General features: G+C 40.5%; 18 protein-coding genes. 17 read left to right on the forward strand and 1 reads right to left on the reverse strand.

Going from position 1 to position 14,066, the window contains the following annotated elements:
* Positions 1 to 54: 54 nt before the first annotated feature.
* The 16 genes from OOJ60_RS19285 to OOJ60_RS19360 all read left to right on the forward strand — a co-directional run bounded on the left by OOJ60_RS19285 (position 55) and on the right by OOJ60_RS19360 (position 12,259).
* Positions 55 to 276, forward strand: coding sequence for a hypothetical protein (locus tag OOJ60_RS19285; RefSeq protein ID WP_042634307.1), 222 nt, complete (start codon positions 55 to 57; stop codon positions 274 to 276).
* A 113-nt stretch (positions 277 to 389) separates the two neighbouring features.
* A complete protein-coding gene (locus tag OOJ60_RS19290; protein ID WP_000220381.1) occupies positions 390 to 1,622 on the forward strand; it encodes a DUF7146 domain-containing protein in 1,233 nt (410 codons plus the stop codon).
* Between the two features lie 270 nt (positions 1,623 to 1,892).
* Entirely contained in the window at positions 1,893 to 2,414 is a 522-nt protein-coding gene (locus OOJ60_RS19295) for a hypothetical protein (RefSeq protein ID WP_001010933.1), read from the forward strand.
* A 78-nt stretch (positions 2,415 to 2,492) separates the two neighbouring features.
* Positions 2,493 to 3,371, forward strand: coding sequence for a hypothetical protein (locus OOJ60_RS19300; RefSeq protein WP_000762004.1), 879 nt, complete (start codon positions 2,493 to 2,495; stop codon positions 3,369 to 3,371).
* Between the two features lie 70 nt (positions 3,372 to 3,441).
* Positions 3,442 to 4,377: a hypothetical protein gene (locus OOJ60_RS19305; protein ID WP_000691118.1), complete on the forward strand. Its 936-nt coding sequence runs from the start codon at positions 3,442 to 3,444 to the stop codon at positions 4,375 to 4,377.
* A gap of 68 nt (positions 4,378 to 4,445) precedes the next feature.
* Entirely contained in the window at positions 4,446 to 5,366 is a 921-nt protein-coding gene (locus OOJ60_RS19310; protein ID WP_000991699.1) for a hypothetical protein, read from the forward strand.
* A gap of 66 nt (positions 5,367 to 5,432) precedes the next feature.
* A complete protein-coding gene (locus OOJ60_RS19315) occupies positions 5,433 to 6,371 on the forward strand; it encodes a hypothetical protein (RefSeq protein WP_000472043.1) in 939 nt (312 codons plus the stop codon).
* 171 nt (positions 6,372 to 6,542) lie between these two features.
* Positions 6,543 to 7,499 carry a hypothetical protein gene (locus OOJ60_RS19320; protein ID WP_046788424.1) on the forward strand — a complete coding sequence of 319 codons (957 nt, stop codon included), beginning with the start codon at positions 6,543 to 6,545 and terminating at the stop codon, positions 7,497 to 7,499.
* Positions 7,500 to 7,762: 263 nt separating this feature from the next.
* Positions 7,763 to 8,038 carry a hypothetical protein gene (locus OOJ60_RS19325; protein WP_001004201.1) on the forward strand — a complete coding sequence of 92 codons (276 nt, stop codon included), beginning with the start codon at positions 7,763 to 7,765 and terminating at the stop codon, positions 8,036 to 8,038.
* Positions 8,039 to 8,082: 44 nt separating this feature from the next.
* A complete protein-coding gene (locus OOJ60_RS19330) occupies positions 8,083 to 8,673 on the forward strand; it encodes a hypothetical protein (RefSeq protein WP_000578892.1) in 591 nt (196 codons plus the stop codon).
* Between the two features lie 7 nt (positions 8,674 to 8,680).
* Positions 8,681 to 8,938, forward strand: a complete 258-nt coding sequence (locus OOJ60_RS19335; protein ID WP_001371933.1) for a hypothetical protein — start codon at positions 8,681 to 8,683, stop codon at positions 8,936 to 8,938.
* Positions 8,939 to 9,011: 73 nt separating this feature from the next.
* Complete coding sequence (locus OOJ60_RS19340) at positions 9,012 to 9,548, forward strand: hypothetical protein (RefSeq protein ID WP_000107168.1); 537 nt, start codon at positions 9,012 to 9,014, stop codon at positions 9,546 to 9,548.
* Between the two features lie 16 nt (positions 9,549 to 9,564).
* Positions 9,565 to 10,011: a hypothetical protein gene (locus OOJ60_RS19345; protein ID WP_000549069.1), complete on the forward strand. Its 447-nt coding sequence runs from the start codon at positions 9,565 to 9,567 to the stop codon at positions 10,009 to 10,011.
* A gap of 90 nt (positions 10,012 to 10,101) precedes the next feature.
* Positions 10,102 to 11,064, forward strand: coding sequence for a DNA replication terminus site-binding protein (locus OOJ60_RS19350; RefSeq protein WP_000119427.1), 963 nt, complete (start codon positions 10,102 to 10,104; stop codon positions 11,062 to 11,064).
* 9 nt (positions 11,065 to 11,073) lie between these two features.
* Positions 11,074 to 11,979 carry a hypothetical protein gene (locus tag OOJ60_RS19355; protein WP_001198594.1) on the forward strand — a complete coding sequence of 302 codons (906 nt, stop codon included), beginning with the start codon at positions 11,074 to 11,076 and terminating at the stop codon, positions 11,977 to 11,979.
* Complete coding sequence (locus OOJ60_RS19360) at positions 11,915 to 12,259, forward strand: hypothetical protein (protein ID WP_001805195.1); 345 nt, start codon at positions 11,915 to 11,917, stop codon at positions 12,257 to 12,259. The genes OOJ60_RS19355 and OOJ60_RS19360 overlap by 65 nt, the downstream gene beginning before the upstream one ends.
* Before the next feature lie 21 nt (positions 12,260 to 12,280).
* On the opposite strand, the gene OOJ60_RS19365 is transcribed toward OOJ60_RS19360, so the two are convergent.
* Complete coding sequence (locus OOJ60_RS19365; RefSeq protein ID WP_000795947.1) at positions 12,281 to 13,456, reverse strand: tyrosine-type recombinase/integrase; 1,176 nt, start codon at positions 13,454 to 13,456, stop codon at positions 12,281 to 12,283.
* Between the two features lie 170 nt (positions 13,457 to 13,626).
* Between OOJ60_RS19365 and OOJ60_RS19370 the strand changes: the two genes are divergently transcribed.
* Positions 13,627 to 13,839 carry an Hha/YmoA family nucleoid-associated regulatory protein gene (locus OOJ60_RS19370; protein WP_001285422.1) on the forward strand — a complete coding sequence of 71 codons (213 nt, stop codon included), beginning with the start codon at positions 13,627 to 13,629 and terminating at the stop codon, positions 13,837 to 13,839.
* Positions 13,840 to 14,066 lie beyond the last annotated feature (227 nt).

Below are 14,066 nucleotides of genomic sequence, written 5' to 3' on the forward strand. Positions count from 1 at the left end.
GGGCAAAAGGCCCCGGTGGGTCTTTTTGCTCCATGAAGGAATAAGGAGCAAAATATGACTCAGATAAAAACTTACCGTGTAGAACATGAAAAAGTCGGTGCGATGCATAAAGTCCGTATTTTCGGACGTGTTGGTGAAGTTATAAGCAATGATAGCCCTCAGGAAAGAATCTTCCGCGAAGTCACTATAGCGGAGGGTAATAGCCAGCAGGCTGCGTTACTTGTAGATAACTACATACAGTGTCTTGAGAATAATGGCTTCACGACTGAAGCATAAATGTTGAGGGCCCCCGGGCCCTCTTTCTTAAATTCTGCGTTGTGGGTTTCTCCCTGTCTTCTGCACCGCAGAAGGCATTGAGAAACTCACAATGCCAGATAAGAGAGATCATCATGACTTATGCATCCCCGGCTCTTCGTCGTAATCCACAGGAAGTATCTGAACACTTTATTAAACTCGTTCATGCTCGAATTGCTGAAGTGTCTGGCTGGAAGTATATATTCGAAAGAATACCTGCTTTCAAAGACGCTTGTGCAAAAGCCCCGAGCCAGGTTCCTTGCCCGTTTACTGGCGCAGGGAAATCGAAGTTTCGTTTCCGACAAAAAGACCTTTATACCGGATGTGCGATCCATAATGACTTTCCGGTAAATGAGTTTTGCGACGGAATTGATGTTCTGGCGAAATATTATGAATTAAGTAAAACGCAGACTTGCAAAAAGATTCTCTCAGATTTTTTCGGGATGGATCTGCATGCTCCGTTAACTGACGCCGACATTGAAAATGAACGACGCTATAAATCAGCAGTTCGTGCCACAGAAACTCTTGACCGAGAGGAAGTGGCAAAGCGAATGCGAAAACTTGATGTGATGTATCACTATACCGGTGAAATCAAGCCTAATACTCCTGTTGCTTTGTACCTCCGTAATCGTGGGATCTCCCGCTTACTGAGTCACTTACCAAAGGATTTAGGCTTTAATAACCGGATCTACTATTGGGATAAAGATAAGCAGAAATCGATTATCTATCCGGGAATGATTGCGATCTATCGTGACACCCGAGGTCGGCCTCTGACTATTCATAGAACATACGTAGACAAAAATGGTGATAAGGCACCTGTAGAAAATCCAAAGCTGATGATGAAGCCTCCTGCCGATATGACAGGTGGCTCAATTCAGTTGTTTGACCCTCACTATGATTCAGGTAGTTCGACCTGGACACTGGGAGTGGCTGAAGGGATCGAGAACGCGCTTTCTGTTGTAGAAGCGACTTCAACACCATGCTGGGCAGCCAGCTCCGCATGGTGCCTTGAAAACGTTACTGTTCCTGATTTTTTACTGCCTCCGCCGGATGTAAAATCTATAAACTTTTATATCTGGGCGGATAAGGATATTGCTAACTCACAAGGCACTCGTGCCGGTATTGAAGCTGCTCAGCGACTTCAAAGCCGCATGGTTGAGTTTTTGGCTAAACGATATCCCGCATCAAAGCTGACAATTGAAGTCTTCGAACCAGCACAAGATATTCCTGATGGGAAAAAGGGTATCGACTGGAACGATGTTCTCCAGTTAACAGGGCAGGATGGATTCCCGATTCACTGGGCTCCTGAATGTCTTAATCAGCTGTAACAACGATAACTCCCCCGCTTTTTGCGGGGGGGGTTATCTTATCAATATTATATTTTAAAATTGTATTGATAAGATAACCGCTTTCCTTCGTGATAATTACCTGCCTTTAAGGTCTTTTCACGGCTGAGATGCTTGCTCAGTTAAATAAATGTGCGGTACTACTGGCTATGGTCGGTTGTATGACATGGTTATTCCATAAACTATTAAAACCCATAACGGGAGTATTACCGTTATGGTGATGCTCGTCGTTTTACATCGGAGAGCATTTTAATGAATTTTCAAATTAACGAAGTTTTTAATAAATTTGCTGCTGTTATAAAATCGCGCATCGTCAATGAACCATCGTCATGCTATTTGCTGCATGATAATGAGATAGATATAACGATTTTGAAACATAGCATATTAGAAAATGACAGAAACCTGTTGTACGTAGTTCGTCCTTCAGGAACGTGTTTGTTGCGTTGTGACAAATATTTCTATCCGAAATATTATCTTCGTTGCCGTGGAGATTATAAGTCATTCATATATGTCCATCTTGATCTACATAGTGGTGAAGCTAAAGAAATCACATGGGAGCAAGCAGACGATATGCTGTCTAGTCCAGGAAAACCCCCATTAAAAGGGAATCTTGGACGATTTGAGTATATAAAAGTTGTGGTTGAGGACCTTCGTATTCGAGGTTACGCTGATTATCTTCCTGCGTATAATCTTGATGACCTTCGCCGTTTTGCCTTACAGGACGACCGCCCATCCCTTGTCAGATACATTGACAATGTCATGGCAACGGTCTGATTGATTGCTAATTGATTTACATATTTTCCCTGATGGCCAACCTGCATCAGGGAGGCCTCAATAACGAATGGAGGCTGTATGAAGTTAGCTACGGACCTGGTAAAAGCTATTTTGATTAGAAATGGCGTTGAACCAGTAAATATAAGCGAATCATCTAAGTTATCTTTGAAACAACCACTGACAGAACTTAAATTCAGTTTATATTTGCGAACTGAGCATTTATCTCACTTCCTACCCGGTTATGTTTATTCTATAAAAGAATGTCCACTGTCATATGACATCGGGATCGAAATTCAGAAAATCTTCGAAAGTTTACATTTGTTAAACGAAGAATTTGAATCCCTCGGTTTTGTTTCTGTATGGATAGAAATGCATCAAAGCATTTTTGAACAAAGTCGGTTTAAGAAAAGTAACTTTACTTTTCGGGAGGAAGAGGTCGAGCTTGCTAAAGGGCTTGTTTGTTCTCACAATTCACAAATAAGTAATGCGGCTTATTTCTGGCTTCAGCACTTTGAGGAGTTTATGATTTATGTTCGTAATAAGCTTATCGACCTCTTTCGAGAGGCCTATGACCTGATCCTTGGAATGCAGCAAGTATTTTTCATTCGGGAAAAGGAAGAGCTGTTGAAAACTATAAGTTATGGCGATGAGCTGTATGAGGTGAAATTCATGGCGGCTGAGCTTTACTCTATCGAACAGAACTTAAAGTGTTCTGAATCGATAAGTACAAAATCTCAAGCTTCGGCATATATTAACCGCATCCGTGAGTTTGTGCGTTCGGGGTGGAGGCAGGGCTATATAGTCTGCCATCATAAGCGAAGTAATCAAATTTCATCATTGTCATTACCGATGTACTTGAAAGATACGTCAGGCCGAAGTGCTCGAAAGCGAGTAAAACGTCTTATATCTTCTACAGTTTGTGGTAGAAATAAAGATTTAGGTCTTACAGATTTTTAATTAAATTATACCCATGTGGGGATCACACCCCATATGGGAGTGATCCCTTTTTTTATTGAGAGAGGATCACATGAAAATTATCGAAAAAATCATTAATGCCTTTTTGGTTGTTCAACATAAAAAAATACAGGTTAAAAACATTACATTTTTAGACAATGGGCAGGGCATGTTCTCTGGTATGTCTTTTGATGCTGATGTTTCACTGGAGTTTATGTATGAATCAGCAAAAGCATATAGTTCTTGTTTCTGTGATATTCCCTTTCCAGGTTTTGAAGATGCAAATCTGGAGGAAATTACGAAATTTCAATTAGATGCTTTGAAGCAAAGAAAGAATCATTCTTTCTTTGTTAACCATTTGAGGTTTCCTATAGTTTTAAGGGAAGGGTGCAAAATCGAAAGAGGAGAAGTCTATTCAATTTCGAATTGCACTTATAATAAAGAAAGATTGCAGTATCTTTTTTCTCAGGATATTTACGGTAAGTTGTATAATTCCTTAGAGAAAGAATTAAGCTCGTTTTTCTCATTTATCAATGTTGAGGTGCACGAGTTGTTAAAAGATGCTGTATGCTTTGCATTAAAAATCCTGAATAAGATATCTTTGGATACACCTGAAAGACTTATTAAAGCTTTTAATTATCGTGACTGGTATTGTAGTTACGATGTTGAGCTTTTTAGGAAAGGCTTACCTGGTCATATTCTGGAAGAGCTCATTGCTCCAGATATCTTACTTTCAGACCTTAACGGTTGTAGAAAAATACTTAGAAATGCAAAACGATTTCTAAATGGACATACACAAACCAATTGTGTTTATATTAAATATGAATGGTGGTTGGGGCCTGTTGATACCTCACACTCAGCTAAGTTGATGTCTGACAAAGAAATTAATAACCGAAGTGACTTGAAGAATTTTTCAAAGGTCTTTTTCAAAGAGTGTTTAAGTTCTGGTAAGTCGGAATATGAAAACCATCTTAGTGAAAAAGAACATGCGCTTCGCTATAATTATTAATTAAAATTATTTTCTCCCATAGGGATTTCTCCCTATGGGAGAAATCCCTCTATTAAGAGGGTATTGAAATGAATGCTATACAAAAGTTAGTTGAATCTATTCTTGTTAAAATGGGTTTTGTTGGCGCTGTAGTGGAAAATATATATTTGGATTCAAAACCATTTCGGCATATTCGATTTGTGGCTGATATTCCAGTAATATCTTTTCTACCTCATTTGGTGAAATATCTTAAGGGTGCAGACCATCTTTACAGTGGTAACGATGATTTGCATCCTCTTTTCATTTATTTTTCCGAAGCGGCTACATTAAAAGCAGGTCCTGTAAATCTCGCGAACTTTCGTTTTGAAGTTTCTATAGCTTCAACTCATTTACGACTGGTCTCAGAGCAGCCTGATTTGCTTTTCAAAGGATTTAACCGGGATAATCTAGAATACGTTTATTACCGCTCAGATTTGGCCTCTAAGGATCTTATACTAGGCCTTGTTGAACACGGTTCTCCTTTCATAAAACATCTACATGGACTTATACAAAAGCGAATTTTAAACGAGTTCTCTCTGATTTTTTCTGTTCTTGAAAAGATTTTAGAAAGCGCGAAGCCACAAATTCTTGCTTGCTTCCATAGTGTTGATTATGAAATGAACGTAAAAATAATAGCCGAAGCTATACCTGAAACTGTATCTAATCAGATAGTCACATCTGATTATATAGTTAATTCTATATCAGATGCGGACAAGTTTATAAATCATGTTCGTCGCTATTTAGCAGGCAGGGTAATGAAGAGGCGGATATACGCTGAATTAGATGTTTGTGAAGAAACATCAAGTATTTCACTAGTGAACTTAGGATGCTTTACGTCTCCTCTGCTCGTTACGGAATATCAAATGTTTAAGCCACACTCTTCAGGGTTATATCGAAAAGCTATAAACAACTCCTTAAAACAGTTCAAACCAGAAATGCATGTACCTTCTGAAGAACTCTTTTATAATTAATCTAACCCATCCGGGAACCTGCTTCCCGGTGGGAAGCACTTCCTTTTTAGTCATGAGGTAGTGTAAATGTTTAAAGAATCTGACCACGTGGAATTTGTTAGTGCCTTTCTTTATCAAAATTTAGGCCTTAATGTTTCCGCTGACGATATAACCGTTCAATTATCTGATACTTCGTTCGACAAAGTAACCTTTGATTACGATGTAGATATCGATAATTTAAATTGTATGTTGGATCTCTACATATCTGAGCTAATAAAGCACAACGCATCTTACTCCGATTCTATTCTTTTGAAACAAAAAATAATTTATTTTCTTGGAGTATTTAAGAATTTCGGATTTTTTACGTTTGATATTCGCGGATATAGTAATACTTTAAGCCCAGTTAAAGTTATTGATATTGTTTCAATGATTATTAATGACTGTGAAGAGTTATCTAAAGCTAATTCTTCTACTGATGCTATAAGAAATCTTTATCTCGATAAAATGAAGGTGGATGGGAAAGTGTTAGTTGCGAAATTTGCACTTAAACAGTTTTTTCATTCCGACTTTGGTGACTTTATCTCATTTGTCGAGAAAAGAATTACAGATTGTCTTAATGAAACTTTAAGGATTATCAAAGCTGTTGAACATGGCTTTGTACGTGTAGGGCAGCATAAGATTAATCGCCGTATTAATGATGACTTAAAGTTATGCATTGATTTCAATACTGATGATTATCCGGCAAATATGCCAGATATATATATTAAGTTTAACGATACATTTGATGGGAACGGGGCGTTATATTGTGACAATGATGCCCTCATATCCCTCTATACCGATGTTGCTTCAATTATCAATGTGCCGGTGATGATGGAAGTAAGATTGATCAATAAAAGAGGGCGTGTTGTCTGTGATTCTTCGCATTCAACTTACGTATCTCTCGAAAGTAATGACCGATACAGAGTAACTGATCGCACATTACTAATAACTGAAGCTTTTGACGATTTTCGTAACGCGTCTCAATGATCCTTTTGCTTCAGTCCAAAAAAGTAACTTTGGTTGGCTGAAGACACTTGTCTATGACAATGTAAAATCTGTCGCTGGCATCTTCTTTTAGCTTAACCAAATTTTTATCTAACCCAGTGGGGAAGTCGCTTCCCTTCTGGGGCACTTCCTCTCAAATTCGAGGTAGTGTATATGACACATTCATCTGATGATAAAAACTATGTCCGAGCAGTTCTGAGTTATCTTGGCATAGATTTTGATGAGGCGGATATAGTATTAAGTGTTTGCCATTGTCAAAGTGACGAGCTTTCTTTTACCTGTAATATCAAAGCTATTGAACTCAAGAATGTTGTTGATTTATATGTCGATAGTATCTCTGAGAATGAAATAGAAGCTTTAAACAGAGAATCTTTAAAATCGCGACTCTGTTACTTTCTTGAGGTGTTTGACGCAGTCTCTGGTCAGTACCTTGAAATTTCAGGAAAACACTTTGCAACTAGTCGTTTTGAATATGATGATGTTTGTAGTGAAGTTCTTAGCATGTCTAATGATGTTTCTCAGTCGAAAGGTTATGACCGGGATGAATATAACAGACTGATGCAGGTTGATGGTCAGGTTATGATTGCCCGTTTTGCTTTGCAACAGTTCTGGGATACTCATTTTATTGGACTAATAACATTTGTATCTGAGTCTATAACATCGAGCCTCTATAAAGCTTATGAAACTTTTAGTGATATTAGTTTGGCTTGCTATAAACTGAGTGAATATTCTTATTCACGCTCTATCAACAGTGAATTGACCCTTAATATTTCACTTAAAGAAAATGACTTCTGTGAGGACCTATCTGATTGCTATATGGAAGATGAGGCTTTACCTTCTGGTAGGGTAATTTCTCGACGCAACAATGACTCCATAATAAGTATTTATGAGAGCTATGCTGCGGCTTCTTATATTCCGATGATTGCATCTTTGGAAGTCGTTGATGAATACGGCGAAGTGGTTACTGACCTCTGCCATACCGTTTATGTTTCAGAGTTAACCGGTGGGCGGATTAAAATCCACGACCGTAATGACTTAGTATCTGAAGTTTTCGATAACCTAAGAAATTTAAATCTTGCAGTTGGAGATTCAGTTTCACAAGCTGCTTGATTCTTTCCCTGATTTTGATTTTTTCTCACATACTCTTATGGCACGGTTTCCGTGCCTTTTTTTTGCCTCGCTTACAAGCGTCTACTCCTCTTCTACCTATCCCACCTTACATCACCACTTAAAATCTATCTTTCTAATTCCATTATCCTTTTCGTAGCCTCTAATGCTCTGGTATGAACATACTCTTTAAACTCAAAAAAGTGCTATTAACGAAAAAAAATCCCTAAAGAGATTTGTATACTGTTCTCAACCAAGGAGAGCTCATGAATGAACTAAAATCCAAAAACGAGAACAGTACCAAAAGCAACTTTCCCCCGGTTGATAATCAGTTTTGCTTTTACCATGTTGATTTCAGCATAGAACGACTACTTTCTACGGCCGAGGATCTCCAGCTTGAGTACATCTTCCAGAAACCTGGAAGTGAAGTAAGAAAGGATTTGGTTGAGCGATTCGAACGTGGAGAGCGCTTTGTTACAGCTTCACACTGTGACAATTTCTGTGAAATCCTTGGTTGTCAAGGCCATCAGGAAAATGCATAAACCCATAAACCTACATTTCCACTTTTAAGGATGTTCACTAAAGAATGATTGGAGAAAGTATTTTTGACTGGGTAATTTACGGAATATCCATTTTGATATTTGCCTCAGCACTAATTGAAGGAAAGACAACTCGCTACCCAGCACTTTTTTTCTATGGGAGTTTAATTTTAATGTTAATCCTGATAGTTGCTGGAGGCCTTAACTGGTGGTTCTACAGGTCAAAATATGGCGCAGTAATCGTTATCTTCACAGTGGTTTCTTTACTGATGACTCGATTCCGCCTGGTCATATATAAATTAAGATTAAGAAAGTTAGTTTCAGAGATCAGATTTCGTATAAAAACGGGTTTTCGTATAATTCTTGTTTTGTCGGATAATGAGGATGAGCGTAATGTTCTGCTGTCTATGCTTAGCAACGTATTGCCAGAGCAAACGCTTATTCACACGCGTGATGCTCTCGGACCTCATTCAGGGCCTATCCTAAAAGCTCTTGAGCTACATCATCAACAGGGAACAGGTTACATACTCGTCTGTGAACAACAAATCTCAGCGCGTACGTGGTTGAGTATCGTAGAAAATGGGAAACCTGATACATCTATAGCTGTTAATTTTCATTCGATCCCAGAAATGGAGTGATTTTTCAATGAGTAGAACCGTTTCACAAAGTGTCACAGAAGATTGTCTTTTTGATACCCGCACACAAGTCAGATTACAACTAAGTCGAAGCGTTCATAAAACGCTGGCATCTGCTAAAGAAATTTTACAGGGAAGGGGGGTTGATTCGGTCTCTATTGAAGATCTTGTGCGAGCCTGTCTTGAAGAGAACCAGCCAATTGATCTCGCCTCACTTTACCTTGAAAATCTCTTAAAACAGAAAGGTACCAGCATTTGCGATTTTTAGTGTTTTCAAACCTATTAGATAAAATGCCGGTTGTGTTTATATAACATCAATAATTTCATGCAACAGGTAAAACATGAGTACTCAAAAGCAACTTTCCAGAACAACCGGCACTGAACGTATGTTTAAGGAAGAGCTGGCGTTATCCTTAATTTGTTGGGTTTTCACCAGTCCATTTACCAACTGGACCGATAAAGTCTTCAGTGGTATTGAAGTTCCGTCTGAAGGACCGTCAACATTACTGGGTGAGGCTGAAAAATTCTTTCGTTTTGTCGTTAATGAAGAAGGCTACGACGCAGGAAGGGCTGCTCTTGGTCTTGACCTATGTTGTTTTTCACTTCCGTCGTGTTTGTTCCCGGACGCTGCCCTGTCTGAGGAAGAGGTTATGAGTAAGTTAACCGGAGAAGTTATCCATGGGATTCTTCTTTCCTTACCTGAATTTATTGATATGCCAGAAGTGCTCGCTTACCAGGTCAGGGATGAAATTCTTGCTTTTAACACTCGCTGTGGAGACGGGATCTTTCATGGTTGGAACACGGCTTCAGAATTGTGGAAGTTTGAAATCTTTCCCCGCACCACCATCATGATGCAGCATACTTCGGCAATACATTAAAATTAGGCGGGGCAGAATGCATAAAAAACTTTTTCTTCTCGAATGGAAACCCTGTCAGAGCCGCGTATGGGCCGGTTGGATGGCCCTGTGGTTGACTATCAGTTTTCTGATGTTATCTGCCTTGCTTATGACAGATCATCTCCTGAACAAAGTCATCCTGCCGCCAACATGGTTGTTGATCTGGTTTTCGCCAATGCTGGGGTTTTTGATAAAAGTTCGCGTCGTCGAAACTCAACATTTCCTGGAGCATGACCTCTGTGTTGCAGGTTTCTCTTTTTACCGCTGGAAGAGGTTAGTTTCTCCCGGGCTTTGGTCAGTTGACTGTATAAATGGTCGTTTTCGCCTCAATCGGATCACCCAGGTGGGTAAGACTATCCACTATCCATGGCGTCTCCATTATCATCCTTTGTTCATGAGCCCTATCGAACATAAATCGCATGCTGTGAAAGCTGTTTCAAAATGACTTCTTTAGAGGTTTACATGACATTTATGTTCTGCAAGGTCAGCCAGGGCAGCAAAATTGATTTGAAATAACATGAGCCTGGAGAAACGTATGAGTTATGACGATTTGCCCTATTTTCGTGACCAGATTCTGGAACGTATCGACTCGCTTAAGTGTTTTCTTTCGAACACCCCCCCGCTGATGGCAAACCTGATGACTGTCTCCACCGTATCTCGAACAGAAGAGCGACTGAAGCAGGTTAAACCCATCAGGGTTAGTGTTAAAGACGATGCTTCGGTTGAGGAAATTATTCAGGCACTTACTGACATCTGTGTGGATGACATAGAGTCATTAAGTCATGATTCCACCAAAGTGACCACTAAATACCCGGGTCTTATCATTGTCCCAGAAAGAGCAGATCTTCTCGAAAGCTTGATCACATCTATAAATGAAGCAAAAAATGATTTTGCTGCGGCAATGAGGCGTATCGATAATAAAAAGAATGTCCGTTTTGATAAAGTGCACAAGAAGCTCCCGGGCCTTGTCGCTATGCACTCAACAAGAAATGTCCTTTTCATCAAGTCCCAGCTTAAAAAAGTTACTTTTTCATGGCGGCTAAACCGAAACCAGGAAGTTAAAACAGCAGAGCAACTTGTGAGTTTGTTGGAGCGCAGGAGAGCCTCAGAAGTAAAAAATGTAGCAACTACCAATTTGAATGTCGTGTCTAATATCGATAAGGCTTTACACCGTCTTGAATTTCACCCACTGAAGCAGGGCGAATCTTATCGCCTTTGTCGAACTAACTCTTTCCCTGTTCCGATTGCTCACATTTTTGCATTTAGGCCTGAAGGGCAGGAACGAAACGGGAATAAATATGCTGAGACTGATTATTCAGTAGTAAAAGCATCCTTGCCCATTTTCGCAGCAGGCAACATACCTCAATTAAAAACGCTCTCTGACTGGGCTCCTGAAAACAGCCAGGGCCCGTCCAACCAACGGAAGCTGAGCCTGAAATATACAGAACTCGTGCCGGGGGCTGAGCTGGGCATTTTCATTGTCAGCCCCGAAAATTAAGGAACAACAATGCAATGGATTTCCACAGCCAGCCAGAAAATCGATGAGCGTCTCTATCGTGTCTGCGTCTGGGTAAAAAAATATCACGCTGATGCGATTAACCGCGTTGTGCTTACCGTTGATCTAAGTAAAGCCCGACATGACCCTGACGAGGACCAGGTAAGAGCAGAGCTGCTGTGCGGCCATTATTTTTTGCTTCGTAAGGAAAACGCTTCGAACTCTGCGCCTGACGATCAAAAGTTTGCTTTCCTGCCTGACGGGCGCAATCTGTGTTGGCAGACCGCAACCCCGGTGCTTCAGCATCTCCTGCTCAATAAAAACGTTCCTGAGTCGCTGAGGTTGCTTACGGACTACATACATATGCGTCTGGCCAGGCTGACAATGGTACCAATGTCCGGAACCATCATGAACGAGGCTCTGCTGGACAGCATCAGCTGGGTTAAGGTGGATTTGACCTACTTCTGGCAGTACGAACAGCTCAGCTCTCATCTGGGACCCATCCAGATAACCCACAAGGCACTAGTACGCTTCGGGCATCTGGCAAAGAATGATGAAAACTCCAGTGCCATAAGAATCCTGCGTCAGCGTCTGTCTTCAGAATTCTTACAAGAATTTCAGATGGCTGAGGATGAGCTAAAGCGCAAACAGTCGTTGATGGGCACCATGGACGTGAAAATGCTGTTTCATGCTCATTACCCCAGCCAGAAGATGCTGGTGGCTCGATATAAAAATGGTTGGGTAATGGTGGATTGTTTTCTGTTTCATCATACCAAACCTAAGAAAAAAGCAAAAAACAAAACTACTGTGGCTAAGCCTCAACTTAAAGAGACTAAAAGAGAAGGGAGTGAAAATGGAACTGGGCATTATGGTGTGCATCGTGTTGTTACTCTCCGTGGCGGCGGCGTGGATCAGTAATAAGACAGTTGATTTGCTCGAAAGATTCTATTTCAAGCGTCCGCTGAGCATGGAGTACGCGGCATGGCTACGTGTAATGTGTGCAGGCTTGTTATTGGTTTTTATTCAGGTTGCTCCACAATTTACACTTCTGTATACCCTTAAACTTGTCACGCTTATTAATCTTGGAATCCAGACAATGAAATTAAATGGCGTGTACAAATATAAAAGAACGGGAATTTTGCCTCCGGGAGGGGCACTCTCTAATCTCACCAGACTTAACCCGTTCAAGAAAAAATAAAGTTATGCGCCCGTGAGGGCGCTATTCATCAAAGGCATTTCGCATAAGCTTGATCATTGCTTTTTTACCAGCTTCAATATTACGAATGTAGCGCATAACCATTTCTTCATTCGACCAGTTCCCCATTTCCATAATCTGTGGTAGCGAGTAACCTTCAATATTTAGCTGTATCGCTCCGCCTACACGAACGCTGTGCCCTGTCCAGTAACGAGTTTTAGTCTCATTTGGATAAAGCTCATTCCACATCTCTTTAAATGCTCGTAAAAGGGAATTTTTGCTGAGCATACCGGCATCGTCCACAGTGTCTTCTTCATCTTCATCGTTCAGAAGACTTTGCTTAGCACGATAGGGTAGGTTATGCCTTTTAAGAAGTTCAGATAGCTCATTCCCCTTACTCCGAAGCTTCCAGCCGGGTGGCATATAGCCTGTATCATGGAAATTTACGGCCTGGAAAAGGAATTCATCCGGATGACTGTGCTGATCCATTTTCACGAGGTTCATCAATCTCAAGAGGCAGTTAGTTAACTGACGTGTCAGCCGGTAGGTAAGAAGTGTACTAATGTTCGTTTTTGTACGGTATACCGTCAGGTTAAATTCACCGGTCATACTATCCAGAGACAGATCTTTCAGACGTATACGTCGAATTTCGGATGAACGGAGCAGTGTTTCAAAGCCTGTCCAGATCAGGCACAGGTCACGAAGTTTACGAACTGAGTTTGTAGTACTGCGTAACTTTATCAGAGCCTTGAGATCGCCAATAAGAAAGGGAGTTGCCTGTTTAGTCGTCTTTCGCTTCCGGGCTTCCGATTGTTTTAAGGCTTCCAGCATGTACCATGCTTCAGACGTAATAATCCCGGGCAGGTTAAGCCCTTTTTTATGGATACTATTTAAGGCCTGAAGACAGCTGTTTATGCTGCTTCGTGACAATTTGCCTTCAAGATGCCCCATAAACGCAAGCAGAGCGTCCTCAGACACGGGGAGCGAACTTACTGGCCAGTCTGTATGCAACCGGGCATTCGCCAGATACCATTCGTTCCATACTCGTAGCCAGTGCAGATAGGTTTTAGCAGTGTTGTATCTCAGATGGGAAAAGTAACGGATCAAGCGTGAAAGCTGTTTATCATGGTTGCCGAACGTTTCCAGCTGCTGATGCAATTCGCTTTCCGAAAACTGTCTGATCACTGATTGATTCTTCATCCTGCTCACCGGGATACACTGGTTTTAATTACAGGTCATTTTAGCACTCATGTACCTGGTTATGAACAGGGTGGAAACAACGAAAAAGGTTGTGAAATCGTTAGGCTTAAGTGAAAAATGATATTAAGATTATCCCTGGCCAGTTGAGGCCTGTCTAAAGAAGGTTGATTATGTCTGACACAAAGCAGTCTTATTTAATGAAATTCCGTAAGTGTAGTTCGTTCGAAACGCTCGAAAAAGTATTTGAAAGGTTATGTGAAAAAAACTCGGGTGTCGCCTCTCTTGAAATTTCTGGTGCTTATGATCATCGTAAAGCCGAACTGACAATGAAAAAGTTATATGACAAAGTTCCTGCGAGTGTGTGGACCTTTGTTCGCGAGTAATTATTAATATTGGCACAACAAAAAGACTGTGCCTAGATTTGAAAATAGTTTATGCCCCTTTCGGGGCTAAAGGCATTGTAATAGCCTGTCTTTTAAAGTTGTTTATTAAGTTCGGAGAAAAACTTTAATCATAAGCCAAGCCCACTGCTAAATACATCCGATATTCTCCTTCATTTTATTAGAAGTGATAAAAGTTACTTTACCTAAACTTCTCTCTCAATATTTGT

Source organism: Citrobacter sp. R4 (genome assembly GCF_026719175.1).
In the GTDB taxonomy this organism is placed as follows: Bacteria; Pseudomonadota; Gammaproteobacteria; order Enterobacterales; family Enterobacteriaceae; genus Citrobacter_A; species Citrobacter_A sedlakii.

Bases quoted from the DNA above. Each gene is read 5' to 3' on its own strand.
- OOJ60_RS19285 (WP_042634307.1), top strand. From the start codon at position 55: ATGACTCAGATAAAAACTTACCGTGTAGAACATGAAAAAGTCGGTGCG.
- OOJ60_RS19290 (WP_000220381.1), top strand. From the start codon at position 390: ATGACTTATGCATCCCCGGCTCTTCGTCGTAATCCACAGGAAGTATCT.
- OOJ60_RS19295 (WP_001010933.1), top strand. From the start codon at position 1,893: ATGAATTTTCAAATTAACGAAGTTTTTAATAAATTTGCTGCTGTTATA.
- OOJ60_RS19300 (WP_000762004.1), top strand. From the start codon at position 2,493: ATGAAGTTAGCTACGGACCTGGTAAAAGCTATTTTGATTAGAAATGGC.
- OOJ60_RS19305 (WP_000691118.1), top strand. From the start codon at position 3,442: ATGAAAATTATCGAAAAAATCATTAATGCCTTTTTGGTTGTTCAACAT.
- OOJ60_RS19310 (WP_000991699.1), top strand. From the start codon at position 4,446: ATGAATGCTATACAAAAGTTAGTTGAATCTATTCTTGTTAAAATGGGT.
- OOJ60_RS19315 (WP_000472043.1), top strand. From the start codon at position 5,433: ATGTTTAAAGAATCTGACCACGTGGAATTTGTTAGTGCCTTTCTTTAT.
- OOJ60_RS19320 (WP_046788424.1), top strand. From the start codon at position 6,543: ATGACACATTCATCTGATGATAAAAACTATGTCCGAGCAGTTCTGAGT.
- OOJ60_RS19325 (WP_001004201.1), top strand. From the start codon at position 7,763: ATGAATGAACTAAAATCCAAAAACGAGAACAGTACCAAAAGCAACTTT.
- OOJ60_RS19330 (WP_000578892.1), top strand. From the start codon at position 8,083: ATGATTGGAGAAAGTATTTTTGACTGGGTAATTTACGGAATATCCATT.
- OOJ60_RS19335 (WP_001371933.1), top strand. From the start codon at position 8,681: ATGAGTAGAACCGTTTCACAAAGTGTCACAGAAGATTGTCTTTTTGAT.
- OOJ60_RS19340 (WP_000107168.1), top strand. From the start codon at position 9,012: ATGAGTACTCAAAAGCAACTTTCCAGAACAACCGGCACTGAACGTATG.
- OOJ60_RS19345 (WP_000549069.1), top strand. From the start codon at position 9,565: ATGCATAAAAAACTTTTTCTTCTCGAATGGAAACCCTGTCAGAGCCGC.
- OOJ60_RS19350 (WP_000119427.1), top strand. From the start codon at position 10,102: ATGAGTTATGACGATTTGCCCTATTTTCGTGACCAGATTCTGGAACGT.
- OOJ60_RS19355 (WP_001198594.1), top strand. From the start codon at position 11,074: ATGCAATGGATTTCCACAGCCAGCCAGAAAATCGATGAGCGTCTCTAT.
- OOJ60_RS19360 (WP_001805195.1), top strand. From the start codon at position 11,915: ATGGAACTGGGCATTATGGTGTGCATCGTGTTGTTACTCTCCGTGGCG.
- OOJ60_RS19365 (WP_000795947.1), bottom strand. From the start codon at position 13,456: ATGAAGAATCAATCAGTGATCAGACAGTTTTCGGAAAGCGAATTGCAT.
- OOJ60_RS19370 (WP_001285422.1), top strand. From the start codon at position 13,627: ATGTCTGACACAAAGCAGTCTTATTTAATGAAATTCCGTAAGTGTAGT.